The organism is Aneurinibacillus thermoaerophilus (assembly GCF_900099925.1).
Lineage (GTDB): Bacteria > Bacillota > Bacilli > Aneurinibacillales > Aneurinibacillaceae > Aneurinibacillus > Aneurinibacillus thermoaerophilus.
This window is the reverse complement of the sequence record NZ_FNDE01000039.1, coordinates 1-17,106: the sequence shown is the minus strand read 5'-3', so window position 1 is coordinate 17,106 and position 17,106 is coordinate 1. Positions and strand designations below refer to the sequence as shown.

At 42.0% G+C, this 17,106-nt stretch carries 18 protein-coding genes; 14 read left to right on the top strand and 4 right to left on the bottom strand.

All coding sequences use genetic code 11. The features are described from left to right. Positions 1 to 3 precede the first annotated feature (3 nt). The gene (gene gatB, locus BLR88_RS15490; protein WP_091261112.1) at positions 4 to 1,443 is read left to right on the top strand and encodes an Asp-tRNA(Asn)/Glu-tRNA(Gln) amidotransferase subunit GatB; all 1,440 of its coding nucleotides are present in this window, start codon (positions 4 to 6) and stop codon (positions 1,441 to 1,443) included. A gap of 94 nt (positions 1,444 to 1,537) precedes the next feature. Here gatB and BLR88_RS15485 read toward each other — a convergent pair whose 3' ends face one another. After that, a complete protein-coding gene (locus BLR88_RS15485; RefSeq protein WP_057899923.1) occupies positions 1,538 to 2,260 on the bottom strand; it encodes an EAL domain-containing protein in 723 nt (240 codons plus the stop codon). 218 nt (positions 2,261 to 2,478) lie between these two features. Here BLR88_RS15485 and BLR88_RS15480 point away from each other — a divergent pair, with 218 nt between their 5' ends. The 3 genes from BLR88_RS15480 (at position 2,479) to BLR88_RS15470 (ending at position 4,961) form a co-directional block, all read left to right on the top strand. Then, positions 2,479 to 3,042 (top strand): site-specific integrase, encoded by a 564-nt coding sequence (locus BLR88_RS15480; protein ID WP_091261110.1) that lies wholly within the window; start codon positions 2,479 to 2,481, stop codon positions 3,040 to 3,042. A 303-nt stretch (positions 3,043 to 3,345) separates the two neighbouring features. Beyond that, a complete protein-coding gene (locus BLR88_RS15475) occupies positions 3,346 to 4,017 on the top strand; it encodes a GGDEF domain-containing protein (RefSeq protein ID WP_057899921.1) in 672 nt (223 codons plus the stop codon). Positions 4,018 to 4,214: 197 nt separating this feature from the next. Further along, on the top strand, positions 4,215 to 4,961 hold the full coding sequence (locus BLR88_RS15470) for a sirohydrochlorin chelatase (RefSeq protein WP_091261109.1): 747 nt from the start codon (positions 4,215 to 4,217) through the stop codon (positions 4,959 to 4,961). A 15-nt stretch (positions 4,962 to 4,976) separates the two neighbouring features. On the opposite strand, the gene BLR88_RS15465 is transcribed toward BLR88_RS15470, so the two are convergent. Further along, entirely contained in the window at positions 4,977 to 5,672 is a 696-nt protein-coding gene (locus BLR88_RS15465) for a FadR/GntR family transcriptional regulator (RefSeq protein ID WP_091261107.1), read from the bottom strand. 140 nt (positions 5,673 to 5,812) lie between these two features. Here BLR88_RS15465 and BLR88_RS15460 point away from each other — a divergent pair, with 140 nt between their 5' ends. Both BLR88_RS15460 and BLR88_RS15455 read left to right on the top strand, forming a co-directional pair. Further along, complete coding sequence (locus tag BLR88_RS15460) at positions 5,813 to 7,261, top strand: FAD-binding oxidoreductase (RefSeq protein ID WP_057899918.1); 1,449 nt, start codon at positions 5,813 to 5,815, stop codon at positions 7,259 to 7,261. A gap of 37 nt (positions 7,262 to 7,298) precedes the next feature. Next, positions 7,299 to 8,579: a (Fe-S)-binding protein gene (locus BLR88_RS15455; RefSeq protein WP_057900434.1), complete on the top strand. Its 1,281-nt coding sequence runs from the start codon at positions 7,299 to 7,301 to the stop codon at positions 8,577 to 8,579. Between the two features lie 166 nt (positions 8,580 to 8,745). Here the strand turns inward: BLR88_RS15455 and BLR88_RS15450 are convergent, their stop codons facing one another. Beyond that, positions 8,746 to 9,102, bottom strand: a complete 357-nt coding sequence (locus BLR88_RS15450) for a helix-turn-helix domain-containing protein (protein ID WP_057899917.1) — start codon at positions 9,100 to 9,102, stop codon at positions 8,746 to 8,748. A gap of 303 nt (positions 9,103 to 9,405) precedes the next feature. Here BLR88_RS15450 and BLR88_RS15445 point away from each other — a divergent pair, with 303 nt between their 5' ends. The 8 genes from BLR88_RS15445 to BLR88_RS20430 all read left to right on the top strand — a co-directional run bounded on the left by BLR88_RS15445 (position 9,406) and on the right by BLR88_RS20430 (position 16,476). Then, positions 9,406 to 10,113, top strand: coding sequence for a two-component system sensor histidine kinase NtrB (locus BLR88_RS15445; RefSeq protein WP_057899916.1), 708 nt, complete (start codon positions 9,406 to 9,408; stop codon positions 10,111 to 10,113). Between the two features lie 105 nt (positions 10,114 to 10,218). Next, positions 10,219 to 11,100: a diacylglycerol kinase gene (locus BLR88_RS15440; protein WP_091261105.1), complete on the top strand. Its 882-nt coding sequence runs from the start codon at positions 10,219 to 10,221 to the stop codon at positions 11,098 to 11,100. A gap of 270 nt (positions 11,101 to 11,370) precedes the next feature. Beyond that, a complete protein-coding gene (gene rlmD / locus BLR88_RS15435; RefSeq protein ID WP_254778337.1) occupies positions 11,371 to 12,780 on the top strand; it encodes a 23S rRNA (uracil(1939)-C(5))-methyltransferase RlmD in 1,410 nt (469 codons plus the stop codon). A gap of 751 nt (positions 12,781 to 13,531) precedes the next feature. Continuing rightward, entirely contained in the window at positions 13,532 to 14,221 is a 690-nt protein-coding gene (locus tag BLR88_RS15430; protein WP_057899914.1) for a lantibiotic protection ABC transporter ATP-binding protein, read from the top strand. Positions 14,222 to 14,239: 18 nt separating this feature from the next. After that, positions 14,240 to 14,986: a lantibiotic immunity ABC transporter MutE/EpiE family permease subunit gene (locus BLR88_RS15425; RefSeq protein ID WP_057899913.1), complete on the top strand. Its 747-nt coding sequence runs from the start codon at positions 14,240 to 14,242 to the stop codon at positions 14,984 to 14,986. Position 14,987: 1 nt separating this feature from the next. Continuing rightward, positions 14,988 to 15,776, top strand: a complete 789-nt coding sequence (locus BLR88_RS15420) for a lantibiotic immunity ABC transporter MutG family permease subunit (RefSeq protein ID WP_091261103.1) — start codon at positions 14,988 to 14,990, stop codon at positions 15,774 to 15,776. After that, complete coding sequence (locus BLR88_RS15415) at positions 15,769 to 16,251, top strand: NisI/SpaI family lantibiotic immunity lipoprotein (RefSeq protein ID WP_236781914.1); 483 nt, start codon at positions 15,769 to 15,771, stop codon at positions 16,249 to 16,251. The genes BLR88_RS15420 and BLR88_RS15415 overlap by 8 nt, the downstream gene beginning before the upstream one ends. Before the next feature lie 90 nt (positions 16,252 to 16,341). Continuing rightward, positions 16,342 to 16,476 carry a hypothetical protein gene (locus tag BLR88_RS20430; RefSeq protein WP_257721576.1) on the top strand — a complete coding sequence of 45 codons (135 nt, stop codon included), beginning with the start codon at positions 16,342 to 16,344 and terminating at the stop codon, positions 16,474 to 16,476. 351 nt (positions 16,477 to 16,827) lie between these two features. Here the strand turns inward: BLR88_RS20430 and BLR88_RS15410 are convergent. After that, positions 16,828 to 17,106: transposase (locus tag BLR88_RS15410; RefSeq protein ID WP_139184984.1), on the bottom strand; the 279-nt coding region annotated here is incomplete at its 5' end.

Genomic DNA, 17,106 nt, shown 5'->3' with positions numbered 1-17,106 from the left:
GGAATGGCGAAAGAATTTGAAACGGTCATCGGGCTTGAAGTTCATGTTGAGTTATCAACCAAGTCGAAAATTTTCTGCGGCTGTTCCACTGAATTTGGAGCGCCGCCGAACACGCATACATGTCCGATTTGTCTCGGTCATCCGGGTGTTCTCCCGGTTCTGAACAAAAAAGCGGTAGAATTCGCGATGAAAGCGGCGCTTGCGCTGAACTGTGAAATCTCCGAAGAAAGCAAATTCGATCGTAAAAACTACTTCTATCCGGATTTGCCGAAAGCGTATCAAATTTCACAATATGACCAGCCGATCGGCAAGAATGGCTGGATTGATATTGAAGTAAACGGACAAACGAAACGTATTGGTATTACTCGTCTGCATTTGGAAGAGGACGCGGGCAAACTTGTACACGCAGAAAGCGGCTATGCCTCTCTCGTGGATTATAATCGTGTGGGTACGCCGCTTGTCGAGATCGTATCCGAGCCGGACTTGCGTTCACCGGAAGAAGCGCGTGCATACTTGGAGAAATTGAAGGCGATCATGCAGTATTGCGAGGTTTCCGACGTAAAAATGGAAGAAGGCTCGCTGCGCTGTGATGCCAATATCAGCCTTCGTCCGGTTGGACAAAAAGAGTTTGGCACCCGCACTGAACTAAAGAATGTTAACTCATTCCGCAATGTGCAGCGCGGCTTGGAATATGAAGAAATGCGTCAGGCCGAAATTTTGCGCGATGGCGGCGAAGTTGTACAAGAGACGCGCCGCTGGGACGAGGCAAAAGGCCGTACCGTTTCCATGCGCGGTAAGGAAGAAGCGCACGACTATCGTTATTTTCCGGATCCGGATTTAATTAAATTAAAAATTAGCCGCGAATGGGTAGAACAAATTCGCGCTACCATTCCGGAATTGCCGGATGCGCGCAAAGCCCGTTATATTTCCGAATATAGCTTGCCGGAATACGATGCTGGCGTTATTACAATGTCTAAAGACATTTCCGATTTCTTTGACGCTGCCGTGAAAACGGGGGTAGACGCCAAAGCTGTATCCAACTGGATAATGGGCGAAGTCATCGGTTATTTGAATGCCAATGAAGCCGAAATGAAAGACATTAAAATGACTCCAGAGCAACTGGGGCAAATGATTAAGCTGATTGACAAAGGCACGATTAGCACGAAAATCGCGAAGAAAGTGTTCAGAGAAATGATGGAAACCGGTAAAGATCCGGAGAAAATCGTCGAAGAACAAGGTCTTGTGCAAATTAGTGACGAAGGCGCGATTAAGCAGATGGTGGATGAAGTGATCGCCAACAACCCACAGGCGGTGGCAGACTTCAAAGCCGGCAAAGAAAAAGCTATCGGTGCGCTGGTTGGTCAGGTAATGAAGGCATCGAAAGGCAAAGCGAACCCTGGACTTGTCAACCAGTTGCTGCGCGATGCGCTGGCAAAAATGTAATCGAGTAGAAAAACACGGCCAAGCTTATTGAGAGCTTGGCCGTGTTTTTTCTTAGAATGTTAGGGAAGTCCATCATTTTTATCATAAGAGAATGTTATAAAATGGAAGGTTTATCTAATAAATATCCCTGGACTATTGGTACATGCAGTACCTTAGCGATGGCCAAGTCCTCCGCTTTTTCGATCCCTTCTAATATTAAGACGATTTCCTCGTTACAGTAATCAATTAAAGATTTAATAAGGTTTTGTTTCTTTTCACAATTCGACAGGTTATGGGAGAAGTATTTGTCTAATTTAATAAAATCCGGTTCTAGTTCTATAAGGTGCCGCAGAGAATAAAATCCTTTTCCTACATCGTCAAGAGCGATTTGAAAGCCCTGTTCTTTTAACGAATAAATCGCTTTTTTTATAAGGCTAAAATCCGTTATTTCTTCTTGTTCATTAATTTCAAATACGATATTTTTTGTTTTAAATGTGAAAATGGACGTTACTTCGTTTAGAAATCTGGTGAATTCAGGATGGATTATGGTTGATGGAAATATATTTATAAATAACTTTGACTCAAATCCTTTGCGTTTTCTCCAATATGTTGCTATTGCATGGAAAATAGATAATATATCTAGTTCATATAATTTTTGATATTTTTTAGCCAAAAGAAAAAAAAGTTCAGGGTTATTTACTTGTTCAGTCCGAAAAAAAGCTTCATAACCGTATATTTTCCAATTGGAAAGATTATAAAGAGGTTGGTATAGATGATAAAACATTTTTTTTGAAAGAATCGTATCTAAATCTTTTTCTGAAAATTTGATATTATCCATAAGTTCCCCGCTTCTTTTTTACTAAAAATAGTATTTGATTCGTAGCAAAATATAAAACAAATTAGTCTTTTTGTTAGATTTTATATTCTTTAAAATGAGATAAGCTAAATGATTGATTTTAAAGGGTTTGTTCGTTTTTTAGATAATAAAAGCCAAAAGAACAATTTAACATATTGAATAAAAAATTAAATTAAATCTTACATTCTGGAGTGATTTTTATGGCAGTAAAAAAAGGAGCAAATACAGTAGAACCGATCCGTGATATTGAAAAAATCAAGGAGATAAAAGAGTATCTTTTACACCGCTCATACAGGAATTATCTACTATTCACTTTTGGGATTAATTCAGGCTTAAGAATTAGTGATATCCTACCTCTTAGGGTTATGGATGTTAAATATACCAACTATTTAATTATCAAAGAGAAGAAAACAAAAAACATAAGAAAAACGATTATAAATGAGACGTTGAGAAGGGAGATTGATAGATATACGCGAAAAATGGCAGATTCAGAGTATCTTTTTCCTTCGCAAAAAGGGGAGCGCCCTATTAGCAGGATTCAAGCGTGGCAAATTATACATACTGCAGCAAAAGCTTGCGGAGTAGAAGGGCCCATCGGAACTCATACATTAAGAAAAACATTTGGCTACCACTTTTACCAAAAAACGAAAGATGTTGCAATGTTACAATATATTTTTGGTCATTCCAGTCCTTCGATTACGTTGCGATACATTGGAATTAATGATGAAATGGTAAGTAAAGCCTTGGAAGAATTCTCTTTGTAACCATTAATTTCATTTTTTTTTAATAAGGTATGGGTTTTTTTGTAAAATCTAACAAAAAGACTATTTTGTTTTAAACTTGATTCATTCATCAACTTAATATTCTTTCAATTAAATAATAAAGTGTGTAAATTAAACAGTTCATTTATGAACAGCTCCAAAAGTCCTGTTGCGCCAACTGTTTTCTAAAGTTGGCGTTTTTTATAGAATGACTCAGTCCTATAAAAATCAGATGACTACCATGCAAACGTCGAAATATCAAGTCAGATGTATATAAAAGCAGAATGATAAAGGAGGAATTTTGATTTGAAGCAATATACTGGAAGATTACTTTTGTCTTTTTTATTTTTGGCTCATTCACTTATATGGATCTATTACCTTTATATAGGTAATCATAGTAAAAAGATGGATATATTTGTGATGTTTGTCACTTATTTTTCACTTGTTATTTTTTGGTATATGGGTAAAAAGTATGATGAGTACAAATTTTTTTCTGAAAAGGATTATCTAACAAACTCGTACAATAGAAGATTTCTTTATAAAATCTTTCCTAAAATGGTAAAGAAGTCAAGGCGGAGTCAGGAGAAGATAAACCTGTTTCTTTTAGACGTTGATAATTTTAAAGATATTAATGATACAAAAGGACATAAATATGGTGATTTAACTTTAAAAAGTATTTGTGCTTCATTAGTTAGCAAAAAAGGGAAAGGAGAAGTCGTAGTTAGGTGGGGAGGCGATGAGTTTGTTCTTCTCATTCCCTGTACAGAAAAAATCGAATCCCACAAGGTGATAAAGCGAATTAGTAATCATATTCATCCGCTTTCTAAAAAATGGGGGATTGATCTTTCTGTTTCTGTCGGTTCCGCAGTTTATCCTGATGACGGGAAAAGTCTTGATGAATTAATTCAAAAGGCGGATCAGAATATGTATCATTATAAATTTCAACTCAAATACGGCAAAAGTCCCCTGCCTCTATAGGCGGGGGAGAAATGCCGCTTCTCTGACTCTGGAGGTTAATCGGCAAGCCTTGAACGATGTCACTCAGGTGGCTTTTGAGAAGAGGAGAGAAGAAATTTGAATAAAGAGAGCACCCTGCGCGTTTCATCTTGAAAATTTTATAATATCGTAGTAATATACCCATTAAACCAATTAATTAAATCGGAGTTTGATGAAAAATGAAGCAGGGTGTACTTGTGATTAGCCATGGTTCCCGTAATAGAACATGGGTGGCAAAAGTAGAAGAATTGCTACAACAGGTTCATGCTGCGTGTCCATTGGAGGCTGCGTTCCTCGACATGGTAGAAGGTCGCACCATTGGAGAAGGAATGAAAAGGCTAGAAGCGCAGGGAGTAGAAGAAATTATCGTGGTTCCGTTGTTTGTTTCAAGCGGCAGTACACATTTGCAGGAAATTCGCTATGCACTGGGCTTCACTTCTCATCTGGATATTAAGACATGGCGACATCCCCTGTCAATCGGAGCACGAGTGATTTGGACAGAGCCAATGAATGACCACCCAAAAATCCGGGAGTTGCTCCATGATCGTGTCCGCGAGTTTTCCGTCCGTCCATCCGAGGAAATGCTTATGCTGGTTGCACACGGTAGCGATGTGCCTGGTTTTAAAGAACGCTGGCAACAGATGCTCGAAGGCCTCGGTTCCACCTTGTGTTGCGAACTTGGTTTGAAGGGAGCTGTATATGCGACCATTCATCCCGATACGATCGCAAGCCGTGCCAGGACAGCATCCGGTGAAGGCCGTCTTATCGTGGTGCCTGTGTTTCTCAGTCCTGGCTATTATACAGAAAAAGCGATTCCAAAAAGGCTGGCCGGAATCCCGCACCGCTACAGCGGCAGAGCATACCTTCCGGATCAACGCGTCGTGCTCTGGCTTGAAGAAACAATTGCCGCCCATCTTAGAAGATAGGCGGCTCTTTTTTGGCTACAGCAAGCCTGCTTCTAGCGCTTTTTCGACGCGGGCCAAATGTTTTTCAGTCATACGGCGCGCTTTTTTGGGGTCTCGGCTGCGTATGGCTTCAAAGATTTCCGAATGCTCCTGGTACAGTCGGGTGGAAGAACCGTCTTTGCTGTAAAGCCAAAGGTTCCGGTAGTCACGGATGGTCTGGTTCATCGCTTCTGAGATGCTTTCCATTATATTTCTGAGAAACGGATTTTTGGTGGCGTGTGCGATCGCCATATGGAATTGGATATCGTAAATGCGGCCCATTTCTTCGTTGTCTCTTGAAATCATCATATTATCCAGAATTTCACGTAACGTTTTTTCATCATGTTCGTCATGGTGTAGTGCCGCGAGTTCGGCGCAGCCGGATTCAATAATTTTACGGACTTGGAGAAGATGTGTAAGCTCTTCCCGGTTACTGATGAGAAGCGCGGGGAGCGCTTTAAGCGCGTCAGTCGCGTCCTGCTTCACGAATGTTCCTTCTCCTTGCCGCGATTCGATCAACCCGCGCGCTTTTAACTGGCTGAGCGCTTCGCGGATGGTTGATTTTCCGACTCCATATTGTTCGGCCAATTTATCAATTGTTTTAAGACGGGCGCCTGGTTGCAGAATTCCTTCTTCGATCATTTTCTGCAAACCGTCCGCCACAACCTGATAGCTTTTTTTGATTAAACTCATGCCTTTTCGTTTCTCCTTAGAAAAAATTCTTGTCACTAAAAGTATGTACCTTCTTTTATACTCTACAAAACTTTTAAAAAGTATGGTAGACTAAACATCAAATTCATCTGATGACCTGCTGATTAGAGAGGGGAAACAATATGGATCAACAGATAAAAAGCGAGTTGCGAAGTATCGTCGGTCAGAATTATTTTTTGGATTCACCAAATGAACTATACGTGTACTCGTATGATGCTACGCCGCTCTACCAGGCGATGCCGGATGTGGTGTTGATTCCAGCCTGTGTGGAAGAAGTATCAGCGATTATGAAAGTGGCGAACAAGCACCGGATTCCGATTGTATCGCGCGGATCGGGCACGAACCTGTGTGGCGGTACGGTTCCTGTTGAAGGTGGCATCGTATTGAATATGAACCGTTTAAACGAATTTAAAGAAATCGATCAAGAAAATCTTACCGCCACATTTGGGCCAGGCGTGATCACGGCCGATGTCCACAAAGCGGTGGAAGCGGTTGGACTTTTCTATCCGCCAGATCCAGGCAGTATGCGCATTTCCACTATGGGCGGGAATGTAGCTGAGTGCGCGGGCGGTATGCGCGGTTTGAAATACGGAGTAACGAAAGACTATGTGATGGGGCTTGAAGCGGTATTGCCGAGCGGAGACGTGTTACGTGTCGGCGGAAAGAACGCAAAAGACGTGGCCGGATACGATGTAACGAAGCTGCTCGTTGGCTCGGAAGGAACGCTGGCTGTCATTACGGAAATCACCGTAAAATTATTGCCACTTCCGGCCGCAAAACAAACGATGGTGGCCTATTACAACGACCTGGCGGCGGCTGCGCGAACCGTGCAGCGCATTATTGCCTCCAAAATTATTCCGGCGACCATGGAATTTCTGGATCAGGCGACCATGACGGTGGTCGAGGATTTTGCGAGAATTGGTCTACCGCTTGACATGAAAGCGATGCTTATCATCGAGCAGGACGGTTCCGAGTGGCAAGTTGAACACGATATGAAGCGAATCGCGGACATTTGCCGGGCTGAAGGCGCCACAGAAGTCCGTACCGCTCAGACGGTGGAGGAAGGAGCGAGTTTAATGGCGGCCCGCCGCTCGGCGTTATCCGCGTTGGCGCGCGTGAAGCCGACCACCATTCTGGAAGACGCGACCGTACCACGCGCGAATCTGGCGGCCATGGTCGAGCAGATAGAAAATATCGCACAGAAATACGGCGTACAGATTTGTACATTTGGTCATGCGGGAGATGGCAATTTGCACCCGACATGTCTTACGGATGAGCGGGATAAAGAGGAGATTCACCGCGTTGAGCAGGCGTTTGAAGAAATTTTTCATACCGCCATTCAGCTGGGCGGAACGATCACGGGTGAGCACGGCGTAGGCATGGCGAAAGCCGGTTACCTTGATTTGAAATTCGGTCCGGTTGGTATGGAAGTGATGAAACGGATTAAAGAAGCGTTTGACCCGAACGGCATTATGAACCCAGGAAAAATCTTTGCAAAAAGCACGAGAAGAAGGGTGGTTGTAAAAGGCGATGGCTGCGGATACAAACAATGCGAGCACACTCATAGCTGATACATTAAGCACAGCGCCAGCTTGTGAAAAACAGGATATGTCCCTGTTAAGCAAGTTTAACATGGATGAGATTATGAACTGTATGCAGTGCGGTTTTTGCCTGCCATCCTGTCCAACATACCGTCAGACAGGCAAAGAAGTGGCGAGCCCGCGCGGTCGCATTGCGCTTATGAAAGGTGTGGCGCAGAAGGCGCTTGCCGTGGATGAAGAGTTTGAGCACAATATGTATCTTTGCCTTGGTTGTCGCGCGTGTGAGACAGCTTGCCCTGCAGGTGTTCCGTACGGCAGTTTGGTGGAAACGGCGCGGGAAGTCGTAGAAACACGTAAGAAAGAAGAAAAGACACTCCCATTTATCCGCAATTTGGTGTTCAATCAATTGTTCCCGTATCCGGAGCGTATAGAAAAGCTGGGAACCGCGCTCTGGGCAGCCCAGGCGGCCGGACTGCATACGCTGGCCCGGAAAACCGGATTGATTAACGTTCTGCCACGCCCGCTGGCAGAAATGCAGCAGTCCGTCCACAAAGTTGCTTCTCCGACCGAGAGAAAAAAGCGTCAGAAAGTGATGAAACCGGAAGGCAAGCCAGCTCAATTAAGGGTCGGTATGTTTAAGGGCTGCATCATGGATGTCATGTTCTACGAAACAAACCAGGCGACTGCCCGCGTGCTGACCAAGGCGGGCTGTGAAGTTGTATTCGTTGATGATCAGGCCTGTTGCGGTGCGCTACACGCTCACGCTGGAGAAAAAGACGGTGCCATTGCGCTTGCGAAACGGAATATCGAAGCATTTGAAAAAGCGGGTGTCGATCTTATTGTGAACAATGCTGGCGGTTGTGGGGCAGCTTTAAAGGAGTATCATCACTGGTTCCATGGCGATCCGGATTGGAAAGAGCGCGCCATGAATTTTGTGTCCAAAATGCGTGATGCGAACGAGTTACTTGCGGAATTGCCAGAACTGGAATTCAAAAAGGAACTTAACCTGCGCGTCACCTATCAGGATTCTTGCCATCTTGCGCACGGTCAGGGGATCCGTAACCAGCCGCGCCATCTTCTCCGTAGCATTCCTGGTGTTGAATACATTGAAATGATCAACGCGGACAGCTGCTGCGGCTCAGCTGGTATTTACAATATCACTAACTTTGACATGTCCATGCGGATTCTGGACGACAAGATGGAGAATGTGAAGATGACAAAAGCGCACGTTATTGTTACATCCAATCCTGGCTGCCTGCTGCAGATGAAACAGGGGATTATCCGCGCGGGCATGCAGGACAAAATGGAAGCGATTCATATTATGGATTTGCTCGATCGTGCACTTTAGCTTTTCGTTTTGATTATATATAAGGGAAAACTCGCGGAGTACCTGCGAGTTTTTTTATTTTTGAGAATTTACGTTTTTCATCCCATAGCTAAAGCCAGCGGGCTTTCAAATGTCATTTTTTATAAAGGAAAGCGGCGGGAGACTTCCGCCTGCTTTGTATTTTATGTCACTGTTTGTTATCCTGTTTTAATTTTTTTAGCATTTTAATTGTATTGCGGACTTGTTCTTTCACGATTTCCTGCTCTTGCGGGGAAAGTTCTTCATATCCTTCATAGGAGGAAATATCGATAGAAGGATCACGGAGAATGTACGGGGGAGAAACAGGATCATCAATACGTCCGAGAAGATAGTCTGTTGAAACGTTGAAAAAATCGGCGAATTTCTGAAGCGTAGCAAAATCGGGCTGGCGTTTGTTTATCTCATAATGCGCGTAAGTGCCGCGGGAAATGTTTAAGTGTTTTGCGATTTCCTCTTGGGTCAAATTTTTTTGTTGGCGAAGTTTTTTTAACCTATCACCAAGCATAACAATCCCACCTTTTTGCTTTCCCGATACATTATACTGTAGCCGTTGGTACCGCTAAAATGATTGTAGCGATAAGTTGCAAAGCGATTGAAAATAACTAATTTTTAAAGTAAAATCAAGGGATGGAGTAGCGTATAGCTACACGGTTAGTTTTTGAAGACAAGGCATAAAAATAACGGGAAATAAATGGAGAAGGATGAATATGCAAGCTTTGATAAGCTGGCTTAAGAACTTTTCATTGCCTCTGAGTGAAACGCAGGTGGTAGGAGTGTTCATACAATAATTATGGTAAGGAGAATGCAGATGGATAAGGCTGTGTGTCCGAACGAGGAGGAAAGGGCGAATTATTCCCTCATCGGCGATATAGCTGTTAAAATGGCTCATGAAGTACGGAATCCTTTGATGACGGTGCGCGGGTATTTGCAATATCTTTCGCGAAGTGTCGGGGAAGAGAATGCGGTGATATTTTTAGATCTTTTAATCCCCGAACTCGATCAAATAAATAAAACGATCGAAGATTTTTTGCTATTATCCCAGCCGGTTGTTCCGAAGAAACGACAGGTTTGTATCAACACGCTCATAAAACAATTCAGCTATTTGGTTTCAAAAGACACGGCGAATCAGGACATCAACTTTCAAATTCATCTTGCCCGGGAACTGGACGCTTATCCGCTTTTTATTGACCCTGATCAAATGCTGCAAGTTTTTTTCTCTCTTTTTTCTAATTCCATCGAAGCAAAAGACAAGCCGACGATGTCTATCTGCATCAAGACAAAGCTGCATAAAAACAAGGCATGTGTATATTTTGCGGACAACGGAAGAGGAATGGATAAGGAAACACGACGACAAATTTTTAATCCATTTTTCTCCACGAAGAAGGTCGGTATGGGCCTGGGGCTACCGATCGTGAAAAAAATCGTTACAGCAAACGGTGGTAGGATTAAGGTAAAGAGTTGTGGCAAAACAGGAACAATTGTCACACTGTTTTTTGCCATGCCTATGAATGTTTAACAGATTTTCAGCGGAGCACAGGAGCGAATACCGCTCTATCTTTTAAAACGAAAGAAAAGAAGGTATGATAAACTATAGAAAATTTATGGATGGGATGGATACGGATTGAAACGAGCTCGGCTTATTTATAATCCGTCTGCTGGCCGGGAAGAGGTGCGCAAACGGATTCCTGATATATTAAATACGCTGGAAGAAGCAGGCTACGAGACATCGTGCCATGCGACTAAAGGGGAAGGGGACGCGACGCTGGCGGCCCGCAGAGCGGTGGAGAATCGGTTTGATTTGGTTATCGCTGCGGGAGGAGACGGAACCGTCTATGAGGTGATTAATGGAATCGCGGAACAGCGCTACCGTCCTGCGCTTGGCATTATTCCCGCGGGCACGACAAACGATTTTGCCCGCGCTATCGGACTTCCTCGTTCGATTCCTAAAGCGGTTGGTGTTATCGCTAAAGGAAAGCCTTCTCCCATTGACATCGGTAAAATTAATGACAAATACTTCATTAACATCGCCGGTGGCGGTTCGCTCACCACGCTTACATACGAAGTGCCAAGCAAAGTTAAGACGATGCTTGGTCAGCTCGCTTATTATATTAAAGGGATCGAGAAGCTTCCGTTTCTTTCGCCGATGCGTGTACGAATTGAGGCAGACAATAATATCGTAATCGATGAAGAAATCATGCTTTTCCTTATCGCCAATAGTAACTCCGTGGGCGGATTTGAAAAGCTTATGCCAAAGGCAAAATTGGATGATGGCTTGTTTGATTGTATTGTGTTGAAGAAAACATCGCTGCCGGAGTTTATTCGCATCGCTACGATGGCGTTAAAAGGCGAACATTTCAAACATCCAAACGTGATTCATTTTCAGACGAAACAATTAAAAGCGACTTCAAACAAACGAGTTGACCTGAACCTGGACGGTGAGCTGGGAAGCTCTCTGCCATGTAAGTTTACGGCGCTGCCGCGCCATATTCAGTTGATTCGTTGAAATTTATAGAAATGCCGTCTGAACGTCCATGGTTTCAATCGTGGGATGAAAGATGGCATTGTTTGGTATCCCCTTTAAGAGAATGCCTAAAACAACAATTTTTTATTAATTATTCTTTGGTTTTTTGTCCTAGATATGGTCGAAAGGTATTAGTAAACAAAGTGGAAGAACGATTTAAAGAAACGGTGTTTTGGCATGATTCGTAAATATACAAGCCAAACCTATAGGCGTGTGGAATGTCAAATTTTACGAAAAATCAGGTGAAGCAGATTGGGAAATACATCACGCAAGAAAAAACAGGCTGCCACGGCTATTGCTGGACTTCCGCTGAAAAAAAACCAGACGGTAGAGCTTGTCATTGAAGATCTTTCGCATGAAGGCAATGGTGTGGGGCGTTATCAGGGATATACACTGTTTGTGCCGGGCGCATTGCCTGGTGAAACAATTATAGCAAAGGCAACTAAGTTGAAGAAGCAATTCGGCTACGCGCGCCTGATGGAAATCCGTGAGCCAGCTGCAAGCCGCGCGGAACCGCCATGCCCGATATACAAGCGTTGCGGCGGTTGTATGTTGCAGCATATGGATTATGATGCACAGCTCGCATTTAAGCGCAAGCTGGTGGAAGAGAATCTGCGCCGCATTGGCAAGATTGAAGGTGCTCTTATTCATCCGACGATCGGCATGGAAGATCCGTGGCGCTATCGGAACAAGGCCCAGGTGCCAATCGGAGAAGAAGAAGGCGGCTTGATTGGGGGCTTTTATGCCCAGCGTTCGCATGAGATTATCGATATGAAGGAGTGCCTGATTCAGCACGAGAAAAGCGATGAAGTCGTCGCCCGTGTGAAAGAAATTGCCGGAAAATACGGCATTCGTGCGTATGATGAGGAGGCGCACAGCGGTTTGTTGCGGCACGTGGTGACGAAAGTAGGCTTTGCGACAGGCGAAGTGATGATTGTGCTCGTAACGAACGGCGAGAGGATTCCGCATGCGGAAGCGCTTGTGCAGGAGCTTGTGGAAGCGATACCGGGTGTGAAAAGTATCGTGCAGAATGTCAATACGAAGCGGACAAACGTCATTTTCGGCGATGTGACGCGGGTGCTGTGGGGCGAAGAGTATATTTATGATACGATTGGCGACGTGAAGTTTGCGATTTCGGCCCGTTCGTTCTATCAGGTGAATCCGGTTCAGACGGAGCGGTTGTATAAGAAAGCGCTGGAGTACGCGGCGTTGACGGGCGAGGAGAATGTGATCGATGCATACTGCGGGATCGGAACGATTTCACTGTTTTTGGCACAGAAGGCGAAGCACGTGTTTGGCGTAGAGATTGTGCCGGAGGCCATTGAGGACGCGAAGCGCAATGCTCGCCTGAACGAAATGGATAATGTGACGTTCGCGGTGGGGGAAGCGGAGACGGTGATTCCGCGCTGGTATGAGGAAGGGAATGTCGCCGATGTGATTGTGGTGGACCCGCCGCGCAAAGGTTGCGATGAAAAGCTGCTCCAGACGATTATCGCCATGAAGCCGAAGCGCGTTGTGTATGTGTCATGCAATCCGGCCACGCTGGCTCGCGATCTCCGCATCCTCGAAGACGGCGGCTATAAGACGGCGGAAGTACAGCCGGTGGATATGTTTCCACATACGGCGCATGTGGAGTGTTGCGCGTTGCTCATAAAAAAATAACTATTTGGAAAAGCGCGTTTCTGAATATCAATGAAACGGGCTTTTCCAATATCCTTTATTCATATGAACCTCCCCCACTTACCATAGGTTGAAGTGAGGGTTTCTGAACTGTCCACCTCGATAGAACAGGCGATCAGCGGGTTGTCGCTGATCTCACAGACACGTGCCGTCTGCGATGAAGGAAGGGGACTTCTCGCGTGTTATGTTAAAATTTCCCGCAATTGATATGCCAACGGTACGTTACGAGCAAGCCGGGATAATTCTTTTGCTAAAATTAGATTAAATTTACCTTAATTTTGTTTTTAAATCATTGGATGAAGAACAAAATAGTTTTCAGGAAATTAAGTGTCTGATAAAACCATTTGATCAGACACTTTTTATTTTGTCTTGAAAAAAAATTATGTTTTTAAAGTATATATAAAAAATAATGTAAAGGCATGGACACGTACTAAATAATGCATACCCAATACAATACGTTTTTAAATCCCGTCAATTCTCTAATGAAAAATCGTGATTATTATAAAAACTTTATATTGAAAAGTTAGTATGAAATTGTGGATGAATGATGAATCAAAAAATGCATTAATTTCTTCAATGTATTTGTTATATCCAACGGAGATTAAGGATAATCGCTTAACTGTATAAAGTCCCGGTACTGCGCCGTTTATGTAGCCACTTGCGGATACGGTGGAATGTAAAGGAACAAAACATAAAATTTTTAAAGCTTTTTAACTTTGAAAGGAGAATAGAAATGGAAGAGTATTTTTTGGAAACCAATAATTTAAGCAAATCTTTTGGTAAACAGCTTGCGGTTGACAATGTTTCTTTAAGAGTGAAGGAAAACACGATTTATGGATTGCTTGGACCGAATGGTGCCGGAAAATCAACCATCTTAAAATTGTTAACAGGGCTTTTGCGTCCTACAAACGGAGAAATTATCTTTAATGGTCATTCATGGAGCAGAAAAGACCTTAAAGATATCGGCGCGCTTATCGAATCACCGGCTCTTTATGGAAATTTAACGGCGTATGAGAATTTACTCGTTCATGCAAAATTATTAAATTTGCCGAATTCAAGAATAAAAGAGGTACTGGAAATTGTCGGTTTGGAGAATACAGGCAAAAAGAAAGTATCGCAGTTTTCCTTTGGTATGAAGCAAAGATTGGGTATTGCTAAAGCACTTTTAAATGATCCAAAACTTCTTATTCTCGATGAACCGACAAACGGACTTGATCCGCTGGGTATACAAGAGTTGCGGAAACTTATAAGATCTTTCCCGAAGCAAGGAATGACTGTCATCTTATCAAGCCACATTTTACCAGAGGTAAAACAATTGGCGGATTATATTGGCATTATTCAAAACGGAAAACTCAAATATCAGGGTGAAATAGAGCAAAACAAAGATTTAGAAAAATTCTTTATAGATGTAGTCAGCGGATAATGAAGGAGGATGTGAATAATGCTGAATATGATACAATCAGAACGTTTAAAATATAAGCGGACATTTGCAAAAAAACTTGTATATATTGCCCCTTTTTTCTTTGTACTATATGCCATGATTACCATGCCTACCATTAATTCAAAATATAATTATTTCGAATACACGGTATTTAATTGGTGGCCATTAATATTTATTCCGTTAGGGACAGCATTGATCGCGTCACTTTCCGCAATGAGAGAAAAAAAGTCGGGAAACTACAGAGCTTTACGATGCCATGATATCAGCATTACACGTATGTGGTTCAGTAAAATCATTGTAATTGCCTATTATACGTTGTTCTCATCAATTGAACTTATCATTTTGCTGTTAATATTAAAATTATTACTGCCCAACAGCATTACATCAGCTGTTGTAGTCATACTGGCCAGTCTTACAATTTGGATCACATCTTTGGCATACATCCCTATAGGTTTGTTTTTGGCAGAGCGATTTGGAACGGTGATTTCTGTTATTGTCAGCGTGATAGGGATCATAATAGGAGTAGTAATGGCTCCGGAATCTTACTGGATGTATATTCCGTGGAGCTGGGGAATGAGACTGATGTCTCCTATTGTAGGAGTTCATCCAAAAGGAGTTCCATTGGAGAAAGGAAGTCCTTTGTTGGATCCTTCCGTTATTCCAATAGGAATTGCTGTCTCCATTGTATTTTTTGTTTTATTGTCATTTGTAACAGCGTTCTGGTTTTCAAAAAAAGAGGTGAACTGAAATGTCTCTTCTGAAAATTCTGTCTTCGGAATGGATAAAGACAAAACGTACAACAATCAGGCTTATCGTGTTTGTAACACCGATCATTTATCCAATCTTTATGTTATGGTATTTTTCCAGGTACAATGATCCTTCATCATGGCAAATTAAGATATATGGGGGTTTTTTTGAGGTACTGACCGTCTCTTTACCTATTATTATTTCTTTATTTACTGGTCTTATTTCATATCAGGAAGAAAAATCAGGAAATTTTATTAACTTGTTGGCCGGTCCCGTTTCAAGAGCAAAATTTTACTTTGGCAAACTTTTTCTGCTGATTTTATCAGCAATTGTGGATATATTCTTAGCAACTTTCCTTATGCTGTTGGGAATGAGATATATATTGCACGTAGATAATATTCATTATGATCTATTTTTGCAAGGAGTACTGTTGTCTGTGATTGGCTCACTTATACTTTTTTCCATGCATATGCTCATCAGCTTTGCATTAGGGATGGGAGCATCTATAGCGATCGGAGGCGGAGGCTTCCTTATTTCAGCTATAATTGGGGCAACTGTCGTAGGAGATAACATATGGCAGTTTATTCCTTGGGCTTGGACTGTTCGCCTTTCACAAGTTCCCATGTTATTAATGCCTGAGGCAAAACATGCCTTTGGAATGCAGTTGTCGAATCTTTATTTCCAAGAACTACTTAAAGGTATTGTACCTGCAATTATATGTTTTATATTAGTAACAATAATCGGCTTAATCTGGTTTAATCGCTGGGAAGGAGATAAGTCATATGAATAATAAAAGTAAAAAGCATGGAAAGGAGGAGAATATAGTGGAAATGAAAAATTCCATACTATTGCTTTTATTAATTGGTGCAATCCTCTTGGGAGGCTGTTCGCTTTTAAGTGACTTAAAACAAACAGCATCCCAAAATATGGCTATTGATAAAAAATTGCCGAAATATAAATTGAACAAAGAAAATTTCAAGGAAATAAGCTATGAGGGAAAAACTTATGTTATCCAAGAATCAGAAGTAGATCCCGACGAGTTAAATGAACCTATCGGAAAAGTTTCGGAAAATATTACGATTAATGAAAAGAATGAGATATTAAGCAAAAAAGAGCTTAGAAAAGTTGAAATTGTTCCAAATGAAGAAGACGAAAAAAGAATTCATTTAAATTTTGGTTGGGTATACAGCATAAAAGATGTAAGTCCGGACAAAGAAGTTGCGGTAGTAATTAATAATAAATATCATCTCGCAAAAATAAAATAATTATGAGTCCATGTCTTCAGGCATAAACTTAACTGAATTTTGGGAGCATGAAAAACAGATTGCGAATCTATATCAGATGCAAGTTATGTAATGGAAGAAGCAATACTTGGAATCTTAAATAGACATTTTGCAAAAGAGTACTTTCCTGTTGGTGAAAGTACTTTTTTTATTCCTTCAAAATTACAATGTAATTGGCGAGAACAACATGGGAAAATAGAATGGTAATGACTTTTCAATTAAAAATAACCAAAAAATAATAATATTCCATTTGATAAAAATTTTATAGTTGCATTCGCGAGCTTCAGGAAAGAATCGGGAGGTTTTTTGGCTGTTATCCCAAATGAATTCTAGAGATGCCGGGAAAGGGACACCGGTTTGAATTTTTAATAGAAAATCTGAAGATAAATCTTTTAAAAAGAAGTTAATATTTTTTTAAAAAATATACAAAAATATAAAAAATATAAAAAATGTATACAAAAACATTAGAAAAATATTAGAATTTCTATTTATGTTACTGTAGTTGAGCAATTTTCATTACAATAATTACCATGTAAAAAGAGACAAACGGAGTACCCCTTATGCCACATGAAGCTGTTTTTTAACGACATCAATGGGAATATCTTGTTTCGCTGCATCGTAAATAAACTCCACGAGGCTATGTCCTTTCTTCTTTCGAAGGAAGTCAAGCCCGGTAGAGAAATCGCTGTTGGATTCGACCATACTGTACACATAAGCGAGTTGCACCAAGATCCAATACCGTTTCACCGCCCGACGTTGACGAACGCGGTACCCATCGAGCTTCAGCTGGTCTTTCGCTTGTCGAAAAAAGCATTCGATCGACCAACGCTGGGCATA

What these genes read in the sequence shown, in the direction of transcription:
- BLR88_RS15445 (WP_057899916.1), top strand. Translation starts at nt 9,406, where the DNA reads ATGGATAAGGCTGTGTGTCCGAACGAGGAGGAAAGGGCGAATTATTCC.
- BLR88_RS15485 (WP_057899923.1), bottom strand. Translation starts at nt 2,260, where the DNA reads ATGGATAATATCAAATTTTCAGAAAAAGATTTAGATACGATTCTTTCA.
- BLR88_RS15460 (WP_057899918.1), top strand. Translation starts at nt 5,813, where the DNA reads ATGGATCAACAGATAAAAAGCGAGTTGCGAAGTATCGTCGGTCAGAAT.
- BLR88_RS15480 (WP_091261110.1), top strand. Translation starts at nt 2,479, where the DNA reads ATGGCAGTAAAAAAAGGAGCAAATACAGTAGAACCGATCCGTGATATT.
- BLR88_RS15415 (WP_236781914.1), top strand. Translation starts at nt 15,769, where the DNA reads ATGAATAATAAAAGTAAAAAGCATGGAAAGGAGGAGAATATAGTGGAA.
- BLR88_RS15455 (WP_057900434.1), top strand. Translation starts at nt 7,299, where the DNA reads ATGTCCCTGTTAAGCAAGTTTAACATGGATGAGATTATGAACTGTATG.
- gatB (WP_091261112.1), top strand. Translation starts at nt 4, where the DNA reads ATGGCGAAAGAATTTGAAACGGTCATCGGGCTTGAAGTTCATGTTGAG.
- BLR88_RS15465 (WP_091261107.1), bottom strand. Translation starts at nt 5,672, where the DNA reads ATGAGTTTAATCAAAAAAAGCTATCAGGTTGTGGCGGACGGTTTGCAG.
- BLR88_RS15425 (WP_057899913.1), top strand. Translation starts at nt 14,240, where the DNA reads ATGCTGAATATGATACAATCAGAACGTTTAAAATATAAGCGGACATTT.
- BLR88_RS15450 (WP_057899917.1), bottom strand. Translation starts at nt 9,102, where the DNA reads ATGCTTGGTGATAGGTTAAAAAAACTTCGCCAACAAAAAAATTTGACC.
- BLR88_RS15470 (WP_091261109.1), top strand. Translation starts at nt 4,215, where the DNA reads ATGAAGCAGGGTGTACTTGTGATTAGCCATGGTTCCCGTAATAGAACA.
- BLR88_RS15430 (WP_057899914.1), top strand. Translation starts at nt 13,532, where the DNA reads ATGGAAGAGTATTTTTTGGAAACCAATAATTTAAGCAAATCTTTTGGT.
- BLR88_RS20430 (WP_257721576.1), top strand. Translation starts at nt 16,342, where the DNA reads ATGGAAGAAGCAATACTTGGAATCTTAAATAGACATTTTGCAAAAGAG.
- BLR88_RS15420 (WP_091261103.1), top strand. Translation starts at nt 14,988, where the DNA reads ATGTCTCTTCTGAAAATTCTGTCTTCGGAATGGATAAAGACAAAACGT.